Genomic DNA, 21,211 nt, shown 5'->3' on the forward strand with positions numbered 1-21,211 from the left:
CACCGAGTTCTACACCGTCTAATTCGTCGGCAGCGTCAGATGTGTATAAGAGATAGTACCTGCTGTTCCTCGCCCCCATGGTCCTGTCGAACTTCCTGCAATCCATGTCCGGCACGGTCAACAGCATCTACATCGGCCAGATGCTCGGCACCCAGGCCCTGGCGGCGGTGTCGGGGATGTTCCCCATCGTGTTTTTCTTCATCGCCCTGGTGATCGGCCTCGGTGCCGGCGCGGGGGTGTTGATCGGGCAGGCGTGGGGGGCGCGGGAGACGCATCTGGTGAAGGCGATTGCCGGGGCGACGTTGTTGTTGGGGGTGTTGATCGGGTTGGTGGCGGCGGTGGTGGGGAGTGTGTTTGCGCGGTCGGCGCTGGTGGGGTTGGGGACGCCCGCGGATGTGCTGGACGATGCGGTGGCGTATGCCCATGTGATGTTGTGGATCATGCCGTCGCTGTTGGTGTTTGTGTTGTTCACGCAGTTGTTGCGTGGGGTGAGCGATACGTTGTCGCCGCTGTTGGCGCTGGTGGTGTCGACCTGTGTGGGACTGGCGCTGACGCCGGCGTTGATTCGCGGGTGGCTGGGTTTTGCGCCGATGGGGATTCAGAGTGCGGCGATTGCCGGGTTGGTGGGTAACCTGGTGGCGATGGGGTTGCTGGCATGGCGCTTGATCGGCAAGGGCCATCCGTTGGCGCCGGATCGCGAGTTCTTTGCGGCGATGAAGCTGGACGTGGCGATCCTCGGCAAGGTGCTGCGCATCGGTTTGCCCACCGGGTTGCAGATGGTGGTGTTGTCGCTGTCGGAGTTGGTGATTCTGGCGCTGGTGAACCAGCACGGGTCCCAGGCGACGGCGGCGTATGGCGCGGTGACGCAGATCGTCAATTACGTGCAGTTCCCGGCGCTGTCGATTGCGATCACCGCGTCGATTCTTGGCGCCCAGGCGATCGGGGCGGGGCGCATCGAGCGCATCGGGCCGATCCTGAAGACCGGGCTGATGATCAACGTGTGTTTGACCGGTGGTCTGGTGGTGCTCGGGTACTTGTTGTCGAGCTGGTTGCTGGCGTCGTTCCTCACTGAGGAGGCGACACTTGGCATGGCCGAGCACCTGTTGCATATCATGCTCTGGAGCCTGTTGGTGTTTGGTTTCCAGGCGATTATCGGCGGCATCATGCGCGCCAGCGGTACGGTGATGGTGCCGGTGGCGATTTCCATTGTGTGCGTGGTGGGCGTGCAGTTGCCGGCGGCGTATCTGCTGGATGCGAAGTTTGGATTGCAAGGGGTGTGGATGGCGTTTCCGGTGGCGTATCTGGGGATGCTGGTGTTGCAGACGCTGTATTACAAACTGGTGTGGCAGCATCAGAAGATTGAGCGGTTGGTGTAGGCGGAACGCTGCGGGAGGGGCATGCTGTTCACAGGTCCCTTGCCACAAAGCCCCTCGCCACAAAAGGACGGTGTGACTGAAAAAGACAGGCGCTATCGCCTGGGGAGGTTTTCAAATGAGCCCCTTGTCCCATTCCATCCTGCAAGACCGACCAGCAGCCGGGCGGCGTTTGATTGAGCCGTTGCTGCCTTACGCCAATCGCCCCGACGCCATCGTTCTGGCCTTGCCCCGTGGCGGCGTGCCGGTGGCTTATGAGGTGGCCACGGCGCTGAAGGTTCGCCTGGATCTGATGCTGGTGCGCAAGCTCGGCGTGCCGTCCCACCCGGAGTACGCCATGGGCGCGATTGCCAGCGGTGGTATCCAGATTCGTAATGAAGAGGCACTGCGGGTGCACCCGATTGATCGCGCCGCTTTCGACGCCGTGGTCGAACGGGAAAGCCGCGAGTTGCTACGCCGCGAGCAGGTCTACCGTGGCACGCGACCGGCGGTGCAGCTCAAGGATCAGGTGGTGATCCTGATCGATGACGGCCTGGCCACCGGGGCTTCGATGAGGGCGGCGATCCAGGCGCTGCGGACGCAGGCGCCATCGCGCATCGTGGTGGCGGTGCCGGTGGCGCCGATCGAAACGGTGGAGGCGCTGCGCAGCGAGGTGGATGAGTTGATCTGTCCGCTGATGCCCGAGTGGTTCACGTCGATTGGTCATTGGTACATGGATTTTTCCCAAACCTCGGATGCCGAGGTGATCGACCTGTTGCGGCGGGCGTGGCAACGCGGGGAGTGCGGGTAGCGCTGGCGGCCAGCGGCAGGTGGTCGCAAATCAACGGGTGAGGTGGAATAAACGCCGGTTGTTTGCTTTAGTCCATCTGATACCACCCGACTTGTGCGGCACGCCAACTCAGGACGGGATCCCTCCCGGAGAGCGTCATGAACCTTCGATCCGCGCGTTGCGTCGCTCTGGCCGGCACGTTGGTGTTCGGCCTGGTGCCGTTTGCTGGAGCCGTGGAATACAAGGATGTGAACGCCAGGGCCAGCACTTTGAGTTTCACCTATGAGCAGATGGGGTCGAGAGCCTACGGCACCTTTGGCAAGTTCAAGGCCAAACTGGACTTCGACACCGATAACCCCGGCGCCGCCCATGCCGCGCTGACCATCGACCTGAACAGCATCGACGCCGGCAACAGCGACGCCAACACCGAGCTGCAAAAACCGGCGTGGTTCGACACGGCGACTTATCCGGTGGCGACCTTCGAATCCACGTCCATCAAGGCCCTGGGCAATAACCGCTACACCATCACCGGCAAGCTTTCCCTGCGGGGGCTTACTCGGGAAGTGAGTGTACCGGTGCTGCTCAAATCCGAGAGCGCCATCGGCATCTTTGAGGGCCAACTGGTGCTCAAGCGTGACGACTTCAAGATCGGCGAGGGCGAGTGGGCGGACAGTGTGGTGTCCAACGAGATCAATATCCGCTTCCGGATGGTGGCGCCGCAGCGGTGACTGGGGCCCCATCGATAGTTCGTCGGCCAATCATGTGACCATGCTGCTGGGGGGATGGAATGTGGTTTGTCTGATAGACCGAGGTGCCGCCATCGCGGGCAAGCCCGCTCCCACAAGGATCTTCAGCGAGCACATAAATTATGCTCGACGCAGACCCCCTGTGGGAGCGGGCTTGCCCGCGATGGCGGTGTAACAGTCAATACCAAGGCTGAGATCCATCAGGCACTTTGCGGATAGAGCGGACAGTCAACAAAACCCACTTCGGTCCCACCGCACGCTGCACAAAAGAAAAACGCCCGATCCACATTGCATGGGTCGGGCGTCGATCAATCCGCTCTAGTTCGCCTTTATCGGCACCGTCACGGTTTTGCCGAAGGCCGATTTGATGGTCGCCGTCGGGCTAGGCGAGGGCCCGCTGCCGGCGGTCGTCACCGCTATGTTCCAGCGAGCGCCTGTGGCCGTAGGCGTCAGGACGGCGGCGCCAAGGTTCACCGTACCGGTTGTGGTCGTGGCCGTTGCCGTGATGGTATTGCCCGTGCCACGGGAGGTGGTGCCGGACAGGACCCAATACCAGCGGCTGTTGCTGCGGGCGGTGACGGTGGCGCTGGTGACGATCAGGCTCTCGTTGACCGGTGCCGAGACCGCCACGGACACCGTCGCCGGTGCCGACTCGGCGCCCTTGGCATCGGCGGCCCTATAGGTAAAGGTCGCGGTGAACGGCGCGGGGACCGTGGCCGGTGGTGTGTAGGTTACGCGCAGGCCATCGGTGCTGACCACGCCCTTGCCGGAGTCCGGTTGCTCCAGGCCCACCACTTTGAGTGGCACGTTACCGTCAGGGTCGCTGTCGTTGGCCAGCACGTTGATGATCACCGGTTGGCCGGTGTTACTGATGGCGCTGTCGGCGTTGGCGACCGGTTTTTGGTTATCGGGGTCCTCGACACGTTTATCGCCAGTGCGGAAGGTCGGCAGCGCGGCGGAATTGACGTAGGTGACGCCGTCCCAGCCGGGCAGGGGGGTTGGCATCAACTGGAACTGGCCCGGATTCTCGACATCCCAGCGCAGGAGCATGGAGGTATCCTCGTGCTGGGTGTTGTGGCAGTGCTCCATGTAGGTCCCGGCGAATTCGCGGAAGCGGATCGCGATCTCCACGTCCACCGAACTGTCGACTTCTTGACCGATCCGATAGACGTCCTTGCGCGCCCATTTTTCCCATTCCGGCGGTGCCTTGCCGTCGCGCTTGAGGACGATGCCTTCTTCGAAGTGCACGTGCACCGGGTGGCTCCAGCCGTTGCCGCCGTTGATGATTTTCCACACTTCCAGGGTGCCGTCGCCGGAGAACCCGGCAGCGGTCGGGCCGGTAGCCAGTTGCGGAGCGGCGCTGATGATCCGAGGGTCCATCTGGTAGCCGAAACCGCCGTCGGTCTTGATGGTCCAGGGTTCTTCGTCGGTACCGTCGGAGCGGCCGAAAGTGAACTCGCGATGGCGCGCCGCCTTGAGCGTGGCTTGCACCGTCGGATCGTCACGGTTGAGGGTCAGCGGGATCATGCTTTTACCCACCGGCTGGCCTGGCTTGGCGGGTTCGTAGTCGGCGGGGTTCATGCTCACGTCCTGGCCGGCATAAGTCTGCACCACCATCTGCATGAACTTGCCCACCACCGGGTCGCCGGCGTCCCATTCCAGCCCTTTGCTGCCCAGCTTGAGCACCGCCTTGTACCTGCCGGACAAGACATCGGCCAGGCTCTGCGATGCAACCTCCGGCCCCTTGCCGTCGTGGTGCTCCATCAGGTTGACGAAGTACAGCTTGTCGCCGGTCTTGATCCCGTGTTTCGAGAAGTTGACGATGATGTCGTAACGCTCGGCGATGGCCAGGGTGGGCAGGATAGCGTTGTGGTCCTGCACATCGCCGTCGGCGTCCAGGTCCATGCTCCCGTCGAACGGCACCGCGTGTTCCATGAGATTGCCGTCGTTGGCGATCATATGGAACGGCACGCGGGTGTAAGACAGGCCGGAACCCGCCGGGCCGGGGAATTCGCCACCGGTACCGGCGATCTCACGCACCAGCGCGATCTTGAAGTAGCGCGACACCGAGCCATTGAGAATGCGGAAGCGATAGCTGCGCGCCCGCACGTTCAGGCGTGGCTGGTACTGCCAGTTGACGAGGATCTGGTCGCCGAGAAAACCATCGGTGTTGAACGGGTTGAACCACAGCTGGCCATTGGTATCCCAGGCCTTGTCGGCAATCATCAGGTTGACGTCATAGTCGCGGTTGCCCCAGGGCAATGCCGAACCGCTGGGCAGACGCAGGTTGACGCCGTCTTGCAGCGCTTCGTTGCCACGATCCATGGCGCTGTAGTAGTTCATCATCACCGCATTGCCCTTGTAGACGTTCTGCGCGGTGAAATCGAGCATGTGGTCGTGGAACCAGTGGGTGCTCATGGCTTCGCGCCAGTCGCCACGGATCTTGATGCTGCCGTTGTCGCAGGTCTTGAAGCCCGGCGTGGCATCGTTGACGAACAGGGTTTCACCCGGCGCGCAGGGGAACGCCGCGCGCGGATCCTGAGCGCTGGTGTTGATGGAGTCGTAACCGGCCAACTGGATCGGCCAGCGATAGTCGTAGTACTGCCCCGGAAAGAAAAACGCATTGGAATAGCCGTCGCTTTCGGCCGGGGAGTGGCCGTTGTGTTCGTGGGTGCTGAGGGTGTGCAGGCCGAACCCCATGTTGGCCGACGGATCGATCGGCAGGGCGTTGTAGTGGCGCATCAGCACCGGTTGGCCGTACCGCACCATCAGCAGTTTTGGCGGAAAGGTGCCGTCGAAAGTCCAGAGCGCCTTGTGGTTCTGAATCGGCATGTTGGGGTGAAAACGGGTGTCGATGCCTTTGGTGGTGCCCGTAATGACCGGGGTGTCCGAGGTCTGGTTGTAGAGCCCGCCCGGCCCGAACTCACCGACGGCGTAGTTGTGCAACTGGCGGCGGTCGCGCATGCCGCCGTTGAGCTTGGCGCCGGCTTGAGCGGTCTTGAAGGCGACCTGTGGGTAAAACTCGTTCCAGCGCTGGTGCGACCAGCCTTTTCCTGGCGGACGACCTTCGGCCGGCGAGCCGACCGGATGGCGGTTGAGGAAGGCTTCGATCTGCGCTTTCCACGGGTTGCGGTCCAGCACGTTGGAATACTGCGCCGGAAACGGGTACAGCCCCGGCTGGCGCATGAAGGCTTCCAGCGCGGCGGCCGAAGGGCCGCTGCGGGCGATGTTGTTCGGGTCCTGCGTGGGCGCCGGACCGACGATCGGAACCGGGAAAGTCAGGGTGGGCGGCGGCAGTGTCGGGTCGAGTTTCTCCGTGCCGAATTCTTCGAACAGCAGCAGTTGCTGAGTGTACGGCTGAGCCCCGAACAACGGGCTGGGCTTGCCGTTGGTGGGGATTTTGAAGGATGTCTGCAGGCTTGGCGGCAGCACGTTGTCGGTCGTTGGCGTGGTGCGGGTGCCATACACACCATTGGGCAGGGCGTAGGAGCCCTGGTTGGTGGGAGGCATGGTCTCTATGGCATCCAGCGCGGCCTGGGGGTCGGCCGGCGGGTTGGTATACGCCGAAGGATCTGTTGGCGGCGGCGGGCTGACATCGTCAAGCGGTGCTGCGTTGACGATGCCGAGGCTGACGTTGATCAGCATCACAGCGGCGATGCCCGGTTTGCTGAAAAAGCCGAGCGATTTGAGGTCAGTTTTGTTTTTCATCTTTTTTCCTCGGGACGCGTCGGTGTGGCTGACGTTCGCAAAACGCTGGACGCAATAGGTGTGCCAGTCGCGGGGAAATTTGGGGGAAACAAAAAACTGTTTGATATCAAAAGGCTGGCGGTTTGGGTTTTGGTCCTGATGGCGCAGTAGGTGGGAATCCTCAACGTTGGGGGCTTTCACCCACCCGTTCTCCCCCGTTCATACCCGAGGTCGGTGTGGTGGTAACCGCTTTCGCGAGCAGGCGAGCTCCCACAGCAGATTGAGGTGTGGGCAATACCGCTGTCCCCTGAAGGAGCAGGCCTGATCGCGAAGAGGCAAGTTCATCCAGCACAATGTGTGCCGGACTCACTGTTGTCGGCCTTGAAAATGATGCGCATGGCTCAAGGAGGGTGGATGTCTGTCCATCACCTTCGGACCGGACGTGCCGGGCGCGCTATGATAGGCGGCCCTTGCCTCCCGGAGCCTGTCACCGCAATGCCCCTGATCAGCCATTTCAAAACCCCGTGCCCCGAGCACATCAATAGCCAGATCCTGCAGATGGTGGTCGACAACCTGACCGACATCAGCATGGTCGCGATCCCGCCCAGCAACCTGCTGTACAACCTCTATCAATACGCGATCGGCTATGAGGTGCACCTGTATCTGGAAGCGCTGAACGGTGAAAAAGGCATTGCCGTGGAGTTGATCGTCGCCACGGACGAAGACGACCCGCAAAAGGTGACGGGCTTTGTGCTGTACCTGCCGGTGCAGGACGACCCCGAGGCCTGCGGCGTGGCGTACATGGCAGTGCAGGCCGAGTATCGGCGCCAGGGCGTGGCCCGGCGGATGCTGCGGGAAATGGTCGGTCGCTACCCCCATGCCGAGCTGACCTGCTCGGTGGCCAAGGTGCCGTATTTCGAGGCGATGGGCTTTGAGGTGGTGGGCGTGCGTGCGACCCAGGTGTTGATGAACACTCGCGACCACGCTACCGCTGGCTTGATGGCGCTGCTGGATGTGGCGTCGATCTACAGCTCGCTGGAAGTGCGGCAGATTCATACCTACCTGCTGCAAAAGCATGGCAAGCGGGCCATGACCGACGCGGAAAAACAGCGCGACCGGCATCTGGACCAGCTGACGCGCAAGGCCCAGGCGTTTGTGCGGGGGCGGTTGGGTGACGATGCGGTGCCGGCCGCTGGCCCTCGATTGCGCCTGGTCTGATCGCACTCTCCTGAACCCCCACAGATCCCCCTGTGGGAGCAAGCTCGCTCCCACAATGAACAGTGTTGGTTTGCAGAGGTAAAAAAAGAGCCTCAAAGCTCTTGATGGGGAGGAAGTGGAGCCGTGAGGCTCAAGATGCGCATGAAACAAGTGGTGAGCTTGGTAGGGGTTCAGTTCACTCACCACCTACGCAGCGGCTTGCGCAAGCAAGCGGCTGCGTAAGTTCATCCTAAAAAGACCGAGTGTTTCACTCAAGTACCGCTAGTCGCATCCCCCGGCCAGCCGGCGCGGCGCAACGCCTTGAGCAAGGTTTCGGCATCCAGCCCCTGCACCCCATGCCCGTTGCCTTCGGCGGTGTCGGCGGCGAGCAGGGCATTGATGATGGCTTCTTCCACGGCTTCGGTGGCGGCCAGGAACAGCTCGCTGATGTGGTCGTTGTTGACCATGCTCAGGTTGTGGGTGGTCGGAGCTTTCTTGCTCTCGTAGGCAGCCGGTGGCACGTGATCGTTACCGGTGGCGAAGGCGATGAAGATGTCGCCGCTGTGGTCTTCATTGCCGCCGCCGGTGCGGGCCAGGCCGAGGCTGGCGCGCTGGGCCAGGCGTGTGCACTGGTGCGGCAGCAACGGCGCATCGGTGGCCAGGCAGACCACGATCGAACCCATGCCCGGATGGGGCAACGAGGCCTTGAGGAACGGCGAATCGACCTGTTCCATGTAGCGCCCGACCGGGTAGCCATCGACGCGCAACTCATTGCGAATGCCGTGGTTGGCCTGGACAATCGCCCCCACCGTCCAGCCGCCCTGGGCACTGTTCAAGCGGCGCGACGCGGTGCCGATGCCGCCCTTGAATTCGTGGCAGATCATGCCGCTGCCACCGCCGACATTGCCTTCGGCCACCGGGCCGCCCACCGCCGAATGTACAGCCTGTGCCACGTGTTCAGGTTTCACGTGAAAACCGTTGATGTCGTTGAGCAGGCCGTCGAAGGTTTCCAGCACCACTGGCATATTCCAGTAGAGGCGCCCGTCATCCGGCTGCTGCTCGCGGTCGAGCACGATCAGCGCGTCGCGCACCACGCCCAGGCTGTGGGTGTTGGTGAAGGCGATGGGGCTGGTCAGCAAGCCTGCCTCGCGTATCCACTCCAGCCCCGTGGCATCGCCGTTGCCGTTGAGCACATGCACGCCGGCAAAGCAGGGTTGCTGACTGGTGGAACCGGCGCGCGGTTCGATGACGGTGACGCCAGTGAGGATGTCGCGGCCATTGGCCGTGCGGCCTCGTACGTCGCTGTGGCCGACCCGTACGCCGGGGACGTCGGTGATGGCATTGAGCGGACCGGGTTGCAGTTGGCCGATCGGGATATTCAGGTCGCGGGCGCGTGGTTTCATGGTTTTTCTCATCTTCGATTCGTGGCAGAAAAAGGGATGTTCCGGGCACCACAATCCCAATGTGGGAGCGGGCTTGCTCGCGAAGACGTAGTGTCAGTCGCTATCAATTTTTGCTGATCCACCGCTTTCGCGAGCAAGCCCGCTCCCACAGGGACATGCGGTGTGTTTATTGACCGTTTTTGACCTTGCTCCAGATCCGCGTGCGCACGCGCTCGGTAGCGGGTGGCAGTGGCTGGAGGGTGAACAAGGTGGCCATGGCTTCGGCGGGCGGATAGACGGCCGGGTTGCTGCGGGTCGCTTCGGCCACCAGCGTGGTGGCGCTGCGGTTGCCGTTGGGGTAGTTGAGGTGGTCACTGACCGGGGCGATGACTTCGGCGCGCATCAGGTAGTCGATGAAGGCCATGCCTTGTTCCGGGTGCGGAGCGTCCTTGAGCAGCACCAGCGTATCGAACCACACCGGCGCGCCTTCCTTCGGCAAGCTGTAGGCGATCTTCACGCCGTTGCCGGCCTGCTCGGCGGTGGATTTGGCTTCGAGCATCGCGCCGGACCAGCCCACCGCCACGCAGATGTTGCCGTTGGACAGGTCGCTGATGAACTTCGACGAGTTGAAGTAGGCGATGTGCGGACGCAGTTTCAGCAGCAGCGCTTCGGCCTTCTTGTAGTCCTCGGGGTTGGTGCTGTTGGGGGGCAGGCCGAGGTAGTGCAGGGCAACCGGCAGCATCTCCGACGGCGAGTCGAGCATGGCCACGCCGCATTCGCCGAGTTTCGCCAGGTTCTCTTCCCTGAACACCAGGTCCCAGGAATCCACCGGCGCCTTGTCACCCAGCAGCGCGCGCACTTTGTCGATGTTGTAGCCGATACCGTTGGTGCCCCACAGGTAGGGTACGGCGTACTGGTTGCCCGGATCGTTGTTGGCCAGTTTCGCCAGCAGTTCGGTGTCCATGTTCTTGTAGTCCGGCATCTGCGCACGGGGCAGGGGGGCGAGGGCGCCGGCCTTGATCAGCGTGGGCAAACTGAAGTTGCTGGCCACCACCACGTCGTAGCCGCTGCGGCTGGTGAGCAACTTGCCTTCGAGCACTTCGGCGCTGTCGAAGGTGTCGTAGACCGGTGCAATCCCGGTGTCACGCTTGAAGTCCTGCAGGGTGGTGGGGCCGATGTAGTCGTACCAGTTGTACACGTGCACCGTCGGGGCTTCGACCGCAAAAGCCGACAGCGAAACCGCCAGACAGGCGCCCAACCCCAGATTGAAATACAAGCGGTGACGACTCATGATGCGGCACTCCTGGCCTGTTGTGGCCGGTGGTATTCAGGAGTTTGCAGCGTATCGACCGGGGTGGCCTTCACCCATTCCCATCATGGGTTACTCAAAAGGGGTAGTGCGTGGACGCGTTGTTGAAAGAGTTGCCGGTGCATCAGGGGCTGGCGCGGGTCTTTACGGCGGTGGGGCAGGACAGTTTCTGGCGTGCGCTGGTCGATACCCTGCGCTTGCTGGTGCCGCTGGATAACGCGCTGGTGGCGCTGATGCGCCCGGGGCATGTGCCGCGCCTGCTGATTGACTTCGATGCCAAGGGCAACAGTGATGAGCAGGAAGAGCTGGCGGACTACCGCGCCGGCATGTACCTGCTTGATCCGTTCTATCAAGCCGCTTGCGCCGGCATCGCCGACGGCTTGCACAGCCTTGATTCGGTGGCCCCCGACCAGTTCCAGCACAGTGAGTACTACTTGAGTTACTTCAGCACCGTGGTCGGTGGGGACGAATTGCAGTTCATGGTCAACGTCGATGGCGCCGTGCTCGGCCTGTCCCTGGGGCGTTCGACACGCTTCAGCCTCGAGGAGCAGGGCCGTCTGCTGTGCGTGCGTGACTGGGTGCTGGCGGCGATGCGCCGACACCTGGATTTGCTGCCACTGGAAGGGCCGGTCGCCGAACCACCGGCCGGCGATCTGGCGACCTTGCTCGATCGCTTCGACGCACGCCTGACCCTGCGGGAAATCGAAACCGCGCGCCTGATTCTCCAGGGGTTCTCCAGCAAGGCCATCGCCCAGCAAATGGGCATCTCCCCGGAGACGGTGAAAGTGCATCGACGCAACCTCTATCACAAGCTCAACGTGAACGGGCATGGCGAGTTGTTTGCACTGGTGTTGCAGCCGCGTTAATCCGGATTGTCCGGTTGACCAAACCGTTGCCTTCGCGAGCAGGCTCGCTTCCACAGTGAACTGCATTCCATTGTGGGAGCGAGCCTGCTCGCGAAGGGCATGACTCGGTGTTACTGCCGAAACACCAACGCCTTCAACCCACACTCGAGATCGGTATCCGGAAACTCCGGCGGATTCTCCAGCCGTTGCTCGAACCGCAGGCTTGGCGCCTCGTGTGTCACGCCATCGATCAGGAAATCAGCTCCGAAGGCCGGGTCGTTCATGCATGCCAGCACGGTACCCTGGGGGCTGAGCAATTCCGGCAATCGGCGCAACACTCGCTGGTAGTCCTTGGTCAGCAGGAAGCTGCCTTTCTGGAACGATGGGGGGTCGATGATCACCAGGTCGTACGGGCCTTTGCCAATCACCTTGCCCCAGGACTTGAACAGGTCGTGGCCGAGGAAACCGACCTTGCTCATGTCGTGGCCGTTGAGCCGGTGGTTGTCACGGCCACGGTTCAAGGCCGGGCTCGACATGTCGAGGTTGACCACGTGGCTCGCGCCGCCTTCGATGGCCGCCACCGAAAAACCGCAGGTGTAGGCGAACAGGTTCAACACCCGCTTGCCCTCGGCATTGGCCCGCACCCAGTCGCGGCCGTAGCGCATGTCGAGGAACAGCCCGGTGTTCTGTTTGCGGCCCAGGTCCACCCGGTACTTCAGGCCACCCTCGGTGATGGTCATTTCCTCGATGACGTCCCCCAGCAGCCACTCGGTGGTGCTTTGCAGCAGGTAGCGATGTTGCAGCAACAGGGTGTGGGCGCCGGACTGGGCCCATTGCGCTGACTCGGTGATCGCCATCAGCAACTGCTTCAAGCCTTCCAGTTGCTCAGCTTCCGGTTCCTTGAACAGCGCCACCAGCACGACGCCCTGCAACCAGTCCACGGTCACTTGCTCCAGCCCGGGCCAGCAGCGGCCACGGCCGTGGAACAGGCGGCGGGTTTCGGCGGGGGGTGTTGCCAGTGCCGTCAGCAAGTGGTCGTGAAGGGTGGAGAGGGCGTCTGTGTTCATTGGTCTGGGTCGGCAATTTGCGGGGGCGGCATTTAACCATAATTGCACAACCGACGGACCACCACAGAACCCTGTAGGAGCGAGCTTGCTCGCGATAGAGGTGGGTCATTCAACAGTTGTATCGCCTGATACGACGCCATCGCGAGCAAGCTCGCTCCCACAGGTTTTCCGGTGCTCGTCAGGAGCGAGTTATCACGTTTAATTTAACTTTGCGTGAGGATTTGGCGATCTTCCGGCTTCCATACTCGGCTCCAACGAACAACAAACGGGAGCCGGACATGTCGCAGACAACTGCTTCACCCAAGGCCAGCCATCCACGCTGGCTGCGGCTGACCCATTGGCTCAACGCCCTGGCGGTGCTGGTGATGGTCACCAGCGGTTGGCGCATCTATAACGCCTCGCCGCTCTACGATTTCAGCTTTCCCAATTCGATCACCCTCGGCGGCTGGCTGGCAGGCGCGCTGCAATGGCACTTCGCGGCGATGTGGTTCCTGGCGATCAACGGTCTGATTTACCTGGCCTTCAACCTGTTCAGCGGGCGCCTGAAGCGGCGTTTCTTCCCGGTGTCGCCCAAAGGCGTGTTGCACGACCTGTGGGCCGCCTTGCGGGGAAAACTCGGGCACGCCGACCTCAATCATTACAACCAGGTGCAGCGTTTTGCATACCTGTTCGTGATGGTCGACATCCTCCTGCTGGTGCTCTCCGGGCTGGTGTTGTGGAAGTCGGTGCAGTTTCCGCTGTTGCGTGAATTGCTGTTCGGCTACGAGGGCGCACGCCGTGTGCACTTCTTCGCCATGGCATTGCTGGTGGCCTTCGTGGCGGTGCATCTGGTGATGGTCGCACTGGTTCCAAAAACGCTGTGGGCCATGATCGTCGGCCACAAGGAGCAGGTATGAAAAAGCGCATTCAGGTAGCCGGGCTGGACGAGGATTCGATCCTCACCGATGCCCGCAAGATCCTCGCGCCACAGATCGAGGACCGCTCGCGCCGCTCGTTCCTGTTGCGCGGCCTGACCCTTGGCGGCGTGGCGATGCTGTCCGGCTGCAACATCACTGACAACGACAGTGTTGAGACTGCGCTGTCGTCCATGTCGCGCTTCAACGACCGGGTACAGGGCTGGCTGTTCAACCCCAACGCGATGGCGCCGACCTATCCCGAATCGATGATCACCCGGCCGTTTCCCTTCAATGCCTTCTACGGCATCGACGAAGCGCCGACGGTGGAGGAGGAGGGCTATCGCCTGGAAGTCACCGGCTTGGTCGCCGACAAGCGCAGCTGGCTCCTCGAAGAGCTAAGGGCCATGGCCCAGACCGAGCAGATCACCCGGCACATTTGCGTCGAAGGCTGGAGCGCGATCGGGCGTTGGGGCGGCGTGCGTTTCAGCGATTTCCTCAAGCGCATCGGCGCCGACACCGATGCCAAATACGTCGGTTTCAAATGCGCCGACGACTACTACACCAGCATCGACATGGCCACCGCGCTGCATGCGCAAACCCTGTTGGCGCTGACCTGGGACGGCGCGGTGCTGCCGCGCGAATACGGCTTCCCGATGAAGCTGCGCATGCCCACCAAGCTTGGCTACAAGAACCCCAAACACATTCAGGCGATTTTCGTCAGCAACACCTACAGCGGCGGCTACTGGGAAGACCAGGGCTACAACTGGTTCGGTGGCAGCTGATGAACGTGCGAAACATTCACCGTCCGCAAACCCGTGCTCCAAGGAGATCCATCATGAAAAAGTTGACCACTGTTGTTCTGTCCATGTGCCTGGCCGTTGGTGCTGCCTCTGTGTTTGCCGCTACTGCTGTTGATAACGGCAGCATGAGCAAGGACAGCATGAGCAAGGACTCGATGTCCAAAGACGCCATGTCCAAGGATGCGATGAAGAAGACCGATTCGATGTCCAGGGACGCCATGTCCAAAGACGGCATGTCCAAGGATGCAATGTCCAAGGACGCGATGAAGAAAGATGCCATGTCCAAGGACAGCATGAGCAAAGACGCCATGTCGCAATAATCAAAGGCAACACAAAACCTGTGGGAGCGAGCTTGCTCGCGATGAGGGCCTGACAGTCGAATCCCTGTTGACTGGCACGCCGCCATCGCGAGCAAGCTCGCTCCCACAGGTTTTCCTATTGTCGATCTGCTGTATCAAAAATGAATTTCCACCGATTCCGCTGCTCATACCTTTTAGGTGGCGGATCAGAACCCGCGAAATCATCGAGGCAATCAGGGAGCGGCACGGTCATGAGTCGAGTACCGACGGCGGGTGGGGATCTTCCTGGCGGGTTGATTCTGGTGGTTGAGGACGACCCGCTGATCCTGGAGTTTCTCTGTGAAATTCTTCAGGAGGAAGGTTTTGTCGTCGAGCCGCAAATCAGCGCGGATGCGGCAGCGATCTACCTGGAACAGCATGCGCCACAGGTGCACATGCTGCTGACAGACATCACCATGCCCGGCACGCTCAACGGCGCGGACCTGGCCAACCAGTTCGGCGATCGCTGGCCGGACAAGCCGATCATGATCATGTCCGGTTTCGAAACCCCTGAAAGCGCAGGCGTGAGGCACGCGGTCTCGTTCATCAAGAAACCCTGGATGATTGGCGGGCTGCTCGATTGCGTGGACCAGACCTTCAAGTCCAAACGACTCAACTGACCAGCGCGCAGATGCTACATTGCCGGGCAAATCCGTCCGGCACCTGCGAGGTTCTTTTCCTTGTCCGATCACTCTGTATTCAACTCGACTTACCGAGCCTTTCTGTTCGATATGGACGGCACCGTCCTGACGTCCATTGCCGCCGCCGAGCGGGTCTGGACCACTTGGGCCGTGCGCCATGGTGTCGATGTCGACAGCTTCCTGCCGACCATTCACGGTGCCCGCGCCATCGACACCATCAGGCGCCTGGACTTGCCCGGGGTGGATGCCGAGGCCGAAGCCGCGTGGATTACCGAAGCGGAAGTCGTCGACGTCGACGGGGTACTGGAAGTGGCTGGCGCGGCGAAATTCTTGCGGTCCTTGCCAGCCGGCCAATGGGCCATCGTCACTTCCGCCCCGCGGGAACTGGCGTTGCGGCGGATGGCGGCGGCGGGGATACCGGAGCCTGACGTCATGATTACGGCCGAGGACGTCACGGTCGGCAAACCCGATCCGGCGGGGTACAAACTCGCGGCCCGGCGCTTGGGCGTCGAGCCTGAGCAGTGCCTGGTTTTTGAGGACGCCACGGTGGGGATTCTGGCGGCCGAAGCGGCGGGGGCGGACTTGATGATCGTCACGGCGACCCATGAGCAGCCCATTGAAACTGCGCATGCGACGTTGGCAAGTTATGAATCGGTGCGGGTTCTGGTGGATGCCGCAGGTCTGCGCCTGCACGCCGTCTAATGTGGGAGCGGCGGTGCGGCGATCCGACTTGCTCGCGAAAGCGGCGTATCAGTCAACATTGATAGCGACTGACACTATGCCTTCGCGAGCAAGCCCGCTCCCACAGGGGATCAGTGTTCCGGTCAGTAAAGCCCGGGGATCAACCGCCAGGAGCGGGCGCAATAGGCCTCGTATTCGCTGCCGAACTGCGCCCTCAGCAAGGCCTCTTCCGAGTGAATGCGCGCAATCAGCGGGATCAGCGTCAGCGCCACCAATATCAGCCCGACACCAGAACGAAAGGCCAGTGCCCAACCGATGCCGATGACCATCATCCCCAGATAACTGGGGTTGCGCAGGTTGCGGTAGATCCCCTCGGTGACCAGTCGATGGCCCGACTGAATGGCCACCAGCCCACTGAAGCGCTTGCCCAGCACAAACACCGGCCACAACCGCAGCGCACCGCCCACGATGAACAGCAGCGCCCCAAACCAGCGCACGCCTTCACTGCCAAAGGTCCAGAAATCGATGCGGTCGGTATAGGCCGGCAGAAAGCCGCTCAGCACGCCGATTACGCCGAAAGCCGGGAGGACCCAGCGGTTGGCCCGGTCTTCGCGTTCCCCCGAACTCAGGTTGACCTCACTGAACAGTGATACGACGGCCATGACCAGGGTGGCCAGGGCAATGACGAGCAGTGAACCGTGGCTGAAATAAGCCGCGAATCCACCGATTCCCCAGATCGCCAAGCCAAGGTAGGCGAGGGTGCTGACCACGGCGAAAAACGCCAGTCTGGCCGAGATTTTCATAAGTGCCTCACACGCGAAAGTGCCTCCCTTCATTGTAGGGGCTGGCTTGCCAGCGAAGGCGTTTGAAGATACGACACAGACTTCAGAGGCAATCGCCAGCAAGCCGGCGCCTACATAAACTCCTCCGCTCTCGCATTGCGCCGAATCACCTGTGGCGGTTGACCGAACACCCGCAGGAACGTTTCGCGCATGCGACGGCGGTCTGTGAACCCGGTTTCCTGGGCGATCTGGTCGAGGGTCAGGCGTCCGCGCTCAAGCATCTGTCGCGCCGCTTCCAGACGCAGGTTCTCGATGGCCTTGGCCGGGGATTGCCCGGTTTCGGCGCGAAATGCCCGGCTGAACTGCCGGGGGCTGAGGTTGGCCACTTGCGCCAGTTGCTCCACCGAAAGAGGCTGGGCGAGGTGTTCCCGGGCGTAGCCGAGCACGGTTTGAATACGATCGGATTTCGGCGCCAGCTCCAGCAGCGCCGAGTGCTGCGACTGGCCGCCGGCGCGGCGGTGGTACATCACCAGTTTCTGCGCCACGGCCCGGGCCAGCTCGGCGCCGTGGTCCTTTTCCACCATGGCCAGGGCGAGGTCGATGCCCGCCGTCATGCCGGCGGAGGTCCAGATCGAACCGTCGATCACATAGATGCGATCAGGCTCGACCTTGATCGCCGGAAACCGTGCCTGCAGTTCCCGGGCGTAGGCCCAGTGGGTGGTGGCCCGCCGTCCGTCGAGCAAGCCGGCCTGGGCCATGACGAACGCCCCGGAGCAGATCGACGCCGTGCGGCGTGCCGAATTGATACTGGCCCGCAGGTAATCCAGCACGGCTTCGGGCGCCTGTTCGATGATCGAGTCGCCGCCGACCACGATCACCGTGTCGAACACGCGCCCGTCGAATGCCTCGGTGCCGACGCTCAAACCGCCGGAGGCACGCAGGGTGTGACCGTTTTCGGACAGCACGCGCACGTCATACAGCGTCTCTGCGGCACTGAAATTGGCGTACTCGAACACCGGCATGGCGGCCAGCGCCATGGACTGGAAACCCTCGAAAACCACGAACGCCACGTTGATCATGGGGCTGCCCTCAAATGCTCATGTCCGAAAAACGTATTTTAAACGTCATTTGAGACAGTCGTAAGTCCCTTTATAACGGTCTGCACCCGGCGAATCTCTCGCCTCACCGTAGAGGAATTGCACCATGGCGCTCTCATCCAAAGGTACTGCACTGATCACCGGCGCTTCTTCGGGCATTGGCGCGGTGTATGCCGATCGTCTCGCCCGGCAGGGTTACGACCTGATCCTGGTGGCCCGCAGCCGGGCCAGGCTCAATGCCCTGGCCAATCATTTGAGCGACCAGACCGGACGCACCGTGGAAGTGGTTGTCGCGGACCTGAAGAACAAGGCGGATTCGCTGCGGGTCGAACAGATCCTGCGCAGCGATGCCAGCATCACCCTGTTGGTCAACAACGCCGGAGTCGGTGGCGTCATGTCGCTGCTAGGAAGTCCCGTGGACGACATGGAAGCGATGATCAACCTCAACGTGACAGCATTGATGCGCCTGGCGTATGCCGTGGTGCCGGGCTTCGTCGCCCGGGGCACTGGCACCGTGATCAATATCGCCTCCATCGTCGCCATCGCGCCGGAAATCCTCAACGGCGTGTACGGCGGTACCAAGGCGTTCGTCTTGAGCCTGAGCCAGTCGATGCAGCATGAACTGGCGGACAAAGGCGTGCGCATCCAGGCTGTGTTGCCGGGGGCAACCGCCACTGATTTCTGGAGCGAGGCCGGCAACCCGGTGGAAAACCTGCCGCAGGAAATCGTGATGTCGGCCGAAGACATGGTCGATGCCGCGCTCGTTGGCCTGGCGGCCGGCGAAGTGGTGACCATTCCCGGCCTGCACGATGCCAGCCAGTGGGACCGTTACGAAGCCCAGCGGCAGACGCTGTCCGGGTTGTTTGGCAACTCCGTGGCGGCGCCGCGCTATCGCTGAGGCGGTCGCCCCGAGGCCGGGTGAACTAAGCTTGGGAGAGAGGACCGTTCACCACCGACTCGTGCAAGCTCGACGAGCCGGTGGCGTGTAACAGGAGCCCATATGCTTCACATCCGCACGCCTTTGATCCTGCACCCTGGCCTGTCGACCCCGACCCGCCGCATCTGGCTGAAACTGGAAAACCTGCAACCTGGCGGCTCGTTCAAAATACGCGGCATTGGCTTGCTGTGCAGCCGGGCGGCGCAGCAGGGCAAGCGCAAGGTGGTCTGTCCCTCCGGCGGTAACGCGGGACTGGCCACGGCCATGGCCGCTGCATGCCTGGGGCTCAAGGCATGCATCGTGGTGCCGCATACCACCCCTCAGAGCACCCGGGCGCGGATCAGCAATACCGGCGCCGAGGTGATCGTGCACGGCAAGGTCTGGGACGAAGCCAATCAACGGGCGCGGGAACTCGCCCAGGACCCGCGCACTGAATTCGTGCCGGCCTTCGACCACCCGGTGTTGTGGGAAGGGCACAGCACCATGGTCGATGAAATCCTTGAAGACTGCCCGCCGGTGGATGTGCTGGTGACATCGGTGGGCGGCGGTGGCTTGCTGGCGGGGCTGCTCACCGGCCTGATTCGTCATCGGCGCACCGATTGCCGCATCGTTGCCTGCGAAACCGAAGGCGCGGCATCATTCGCCGCGGCGGTGGCGGCCGGGCATCCGGTCAGACTGCCGAAAATCGACACTGTCGCCACGTCCCTGGGCGCCGCACAAGTGGCCACCTGGCCGGTCAAGCACATCGGCGAATTCCCCCATGAGTGCGTGGTGCTCAGTGATGATGAGGCGATCATGGGCGTGGTGCGTTACGCCAATGATTTGCGTCAGCTGGTCGAACCTGCGTGCGGGGTTTCATTGGCGATTGCCTACCTGGATCACCCGGCGATTGCCGACGCCAATGACGTGGTGATCGTGGTGTGCGGCGGGGTGAGTATCAACGCCCAAATCGTGGCCGGGTGGGCACGTTTGTCCACTGGCACGCACGCCAGGTAGGGCTGGAAACGCTATCCCGGTGTCACAAGCCCCACCGCTGGCGATGACGATCTTCAGTGATCGGTGGCAACGCCGTCCTGGACGAGAATGGCGCGGGCCAGGTCTTCGTCGCTTGCATTGTTGAGGGCGGGATTGTCCTGACGGACCTTTTTCAACAGTGCCTCCAGGTAAGCACCACGAATCGCACCGCCGCTGGCGACGAAGCTGGAAGCGTCATCCCGGGCGGGAATCATGAGTTTGTCGTCTTTGAACGTCGAGTACAGCGAGGCGGAAACCCCGGCGGAAGTGGCGACGTCACCCGCATCCACATCGGCCAGAGCCGAGCCGAAGGGTAAACAAAGTACCAGGGAAGAAATGATAAATATGCGGCGCATGACGGTGTCCTCCGACAGCATGAAGCATAAGGTAAGTACCACATAGTTTAGGATGCGTGACGGTCGCCGAGAGTTCCCTGGCATTAGCGAGGAACGGGGTGAGAGGGAGGCAGGGTCGTTGAACGTCGATATTCAAAGCGTGGTGATCGGGGCCGGCGTGGTCGGCCTGGCGGTGGCCAGGGCCCTGGCCAGGAGCGGGCGGGAAGTGCTGGTGGTCGAGGCGAGTGAGGGGATCGGCACGGGCATCAGTTCGCGTAATTCAGAAGTGATTCACGCCGGCATCTATTACCCGGACGGCAGCCTCAAGGCGCGGCTGTGCGTGGAGGGTAAGCAGCGTCTCTACGCCTATTGCGATGAGCACGGCGTCGATTACCGGCGCGTGGGCAAGCTGATAGTGGCCACCGACGAGCAGCAGCACGCGGCTTTGCAGTGCCTGTTGCAGCAGGGGCGTGCCAATGGTGTCGATGACCTGCAATGGCTGGATGGCCCGCAGGCCCGGGAGCTTGAACCGGCGTTGTCCTGCGTCGCGGCGCTGTGGTCGCCGTCTACCGGCATTGTCGACTCCCACGGGCTGATGCTGGCGCTCCAGGGCGATGCCCAGAGGTTCGGCGCCACGCTGGCCTTGCACACGCCGCTGCTGTCTGCCCGTTGCATCGAACAGGGTTTCGAGCTGCACATGGGCGGCAGTCAACCCATGACACTGTGCTGCCGCGAACTGATCAACTGCGCGGGGCTGTCCGCTCCCGAGGTGGCGAGCAGCATCGTCGGACTGCCAGGGGCATTCATTCCCCGGGCGCATTTGTGCAAGGGCAGTTATTTCAGTTTCAGCGGCCGGGCGCCGTTTCGCCACCTGGTGTATCCGGCCCCGCAGAGCGCCGGACTGGGTGTGCACATGACCCTGGACCTGGGCGGGCAGGCGCGCTTCGGGCCGGATGTTGAATGGGTCGAGCACATTGATTACCGCGTCGAGCCCAATCGGGCCGAGGGGTTTTATCAGGCGATCCGCCGTTATTGGCCGGGGTTGCCGGACAACAGCCTGCAACCGGCCTACAGCGGCATTCGCCCGAAAATCAGCGGGCCGACAGAGCCGAGCGCCGACTTTCTCATCAGCGCTCGCGCCGAACATGGCGTGCCGGGGCTGGTGAATCTGTTCGGCATCGAGTCACCGGGGCTGACCAGTTGCCTGGCGCTCGCCGAGTTGGTGGTGAAACACCTGGACGACCGATGATCAGGGCTGGCGCTGCTTTGTGGCCATCGGGTCTATGCTAGAGGGTGCGCTTACTGCCATCGGAGA

The 21,211-nt window shown here is 62.3% G+C and carries 20 protein-coding genes; 13 read left to right on the forward strand and 7 right to left on the reverse strand.

Features of this window, described 5'->3' with window-relative positions:
• Positions 1-77 precede the first annotated feature (77 nt).
• The 3 genes from KGA98_RS24695 to KGA98_RS24705 all read left to right on the forward strand — a co-directional run bounded on the left by KGA98_RS24695 (position 78) and on the right by KGA98_RS24705 (position 2,870).
• On the forward strand, positions 78-1,376 hold the full coding sequence (locus tag KGA98_RS24695) for an MATE family efflux transporter (RefSeq protein ID WP_223504227.1): 1,299 nt from the start codon (positions 78-80) through the stop codon (positions 1,374-1,376).
• A gap of 115 nt (positions 1,377-1,491) precedes the next feature.
• Complete coding sequence (locus KGA98_RS24700; RefSeq protein ID WP_223504229.1) at positions 1,492-2,163, forward strand: phosphoribosyltransferase; 672 nt, start codon at positions 1,492-1,494, stop codon at positions 2,161-2,163.
• 137 nt (positions 2,164-2,300) lie between these two features.
• Complete coding sequence (locus KGA98_RS24705; protein ID WP_150814803.1) at positions 2,301-2,870, forward strand: YceI family protein; 570 nt, start codon at positions 2,301-2,303, stop codon at positions 2,868-2,870.
• Between the two features lie 336 nt (positions 2,871-3,206).
• Here KGA98_RS24705 and KGA98_RS24710 read toward each other — a convergent pair whose 3' ends face one another.
• Positions 3,207-6,596 (reverse strand): Ig-like domain-containing protein, encoded by a 3,390-nt coding sequence (locus tag KGA98_RS24710; protein WP_223504231.1) that lies wholly within the window; start codon positions 6,594-6,596, stop codon positions 3,207-3,209.
• Positions 6,597-7,070: 474 nt separating this feature from the next.
• Between KGA98_RS24710 and KGA98_RS24715 the strand changes: the two genes are divergently transcribed.
• Entirely contained in the window at positions 7,071-7,793 is a 723-nt protein-coding gene (locus KGA98_RS24715) for a GNAT family N-acetyltransferase (protein WP_102671368.1), read from the forward strand.
• 251 nt (positions 7,794-8,044) lie between these two features.
• Here the strand turns inward: KGA98_RS24715 and KGA98_RS24720 are convergent, their stop codons facing one another.
• A complete protein-coding gene (locus tag KGA98_RS24720) occupies positions 8,045-9,175 on the reverse strand; it encodes a P1 family peptidase (protein WP_223504234.1) in 1,131 nt (376 codons plus the stop codon).
• A 166-nt stretch (positions 9,176-9,341) separates the two neighbouring features.
• A complete protein-coding gene (locus KGA98_RS24725; protein ID WP_223504236.1) occupies positions 9,342-10,445 on the reverse strand; it encodes an extracellular solute-binding protein in 1,104 nt (367 codons plus the stop codon).
• A gap of 110 nt (positions 10,446-10,555) precedes the next feature.
• Here KGA98_RS24725 and KGA98_RS24730 point away from each other — a divergent pair, with 110 nt between their 5' ends.
• Positions 10,556-11,329 carry a helix-turn-helix transcriptional regulator gene (locus KGA98_RS24730; protein WP_102671371.1) on the forward strand — a complete coding sequence of 258 codons (774 nt, stop codon included), beginning with the start codon at positions 10,556-10,558 and terminating at the stop codon, positions 11,327-11,329.
• Between the two features lie 110 nt (positions 11,330-11,439).
• Here KGA98_RS24730 and KGA98_RS24735 read toward each other — a convergent pair whose 3' ends face one another.
• The gene (locus KGA98_RS24735) at positions 11,440-12,375 is read right to left on the reverse strand and encodes a class I SAM-dependent methyltransferase (protein ID WP_223504238.1); all 936 of its coding nucleotides are present in this window, start codon (positions 12,373-12,375) and stop codon (positions 11,440-11,442) included.
• Between the two features lie 278 nt (positions 12,376-12,653).
• Between KGA98_RS24735 and KGA98_RS24740 the strand changes: the two genes are divergently transcribed.
• From KGA98_RS24740 to KGA98_RS24760, 5 genes are all read left to right on the forward strand, one after another.
• Positions 12,654-13,271, forward strand: coding sequence for a cytochrome b/b6 domain-containing protein (locus KGA98_RS24740; RefSeq protein WP_223504240.1), 618 nt, complete (start codon positions 12,654-12,656; stop codon positions 13,269-13,271).
• The gene (locus tag KGA98_RS24745; protein WP_223504241.1) at positions 13,268-14,053 is read left to right on the forward strand and encodes a molybdopterin-dependent oxidoreductase; all 786 of its coding nucleotides are present in this window, start codon (positions 13,268-13,270) and stop codon (positions 14,051-14,053) included. The genes KGA98_RS24740 and KGA98_RS24745 overlap by 4 nt, the downstream gene beginning before the upstream one ends.
• A 53-nt stretch (positions 14,054-14,106) precedes the next feature.
• A complete protein-coding gene (locus KGA98_RS24750) occupies positions 14,107-14,391 on the forward strand; it encodes a pentapeptide MXKDX repeat protein (RefSeq protein WP_218496346.1) in 285 nt (94 codons plus the stop codon).
• Positions 14,392-14,621: 230 nt separating this feature from the next.
• Positions 14,622-15,029 carry a response regulator gene (locus KGA98_RS24755; protein WP_090456470.1) on the forward strand — a complete coding sequence of 136 codons (408 nt, stop codon included), beginning with the start codon at positions 14,622-14,624 and terminating at the stop codon, positions 15,027-15,029.
• Positions 15,030-15,089: 60 nt separating this feature from the next.
• Complete coding sequence (locus tag KGA98_RS24760) at positions 15,090-15,752, forward strand: HAD-IA family hydrolase (RefSeq protein ID WP_223504243.1); 663 nt, start codon at positions 15,090-15,092, stop codon at positions 15,750-15,752.
• A gap of 122 nt (positions 15,753-15,874) precedes the next feature.
• On the opposite strand, the gene KGA98_RS24765 is transcribed toward KGA98_RS24760, so the two are convergent.
• Positions 15,875-16,534: a methyltransferase family protein gene (locus KGA98_RS24765; RefSeq protein ID WP_223504245.1), complete on the reverse strand. Its 660-nt coding sequence runs from the start codon at positions 16,532-16,534 to the stop codon at positions 15,875-15,877.
• 110 nt (positions 16,535-16,644) lie between these two features.
• The gene (locus KGA98_RS24770) at positions 16,645-17,592 is read right to left on the reverse strand and encodes a GlxA family transcriptional regulator (RefSeq protein ID WP_223504247.1); all 948 of its coding nucleotides are present in this window, start codon (positions 17,590-17,592) and stop codon (positions 16,645-16,647) included.
• Positions 17,593-17,716: 124 nt separating this feature from the next.
• On the opposite strand from KGA98_RS24770, the gene KGA98_RS24775 reads away from it, so the two are divergent.
• Positions 17,717-18,508: an SDR family NAD(P)-dependent oxidoreductase gene (locus KGA98_RS24775; protein WP_218496354.1), complete on the forward strand. Its 792-nt coding sequence runs from the start codon at positions 17,717-17,719 to the stop codon at positions 18,506-18,508.
• A gap of 102 nt (positions 18,509-18,610) precedes the next feature.
• A complete protein-coding gene (locus KGA98_RS24780) occupies positions 18,611-19,543 on the forward strand; it encodes a pyridoxal-phosphate dependent enzyme (RefSeq protein ID WP_090456460.1) in 933 nt (310 codons plus the stop codon).
• 53 nt (positions 19,544-19,596) lie between these two features.
• Here the strand turns inward: KGA98_RS24780 and KGA98_RS24785 are convergent, their stop codons facing one another.
• Positions 19,597-19,917, reverse strand: coding sequence for a DUF2388 domain-containing protein (locus KGA98_RS24785; protein ID WP_090456459.1), 321 nt, complete (start codon positions 19,915-19,917; stop codon positions 19,597-19,599).
• A 118-nt stretch (positions 19,918-20,035) separates the two neighbouring features.
• On the opposite strand from KGA98_RS24785, the gene KGA98_RS24790 reads away from it, so the two are divergent.
• Positions 20,036-21,145 (forward strand): NAD(P)/FAD-dependent oxidoreductase, encoded by a 1,110-nt coding sequence (locus KGA98_RS24790; protein WP_223504249.1) that lies wholly within the window; start codon positions 20,036-20,038, stop codon positions 21,143-21,145.
• Positions 21,146-21,211 lie beyond the last annotated feature (66 nt).

This window comes from Pseudomonas sp. BF-R-24, from assembly GCF_019947335.1.
Taxonomy (GTDB): Bacteria; Pseudomonadota; Gammaproteobacteria; order Pseudomonadales; family Pseudomonadaceae; genus Aquipseudomonas; species Aquipseudomonas jessenii.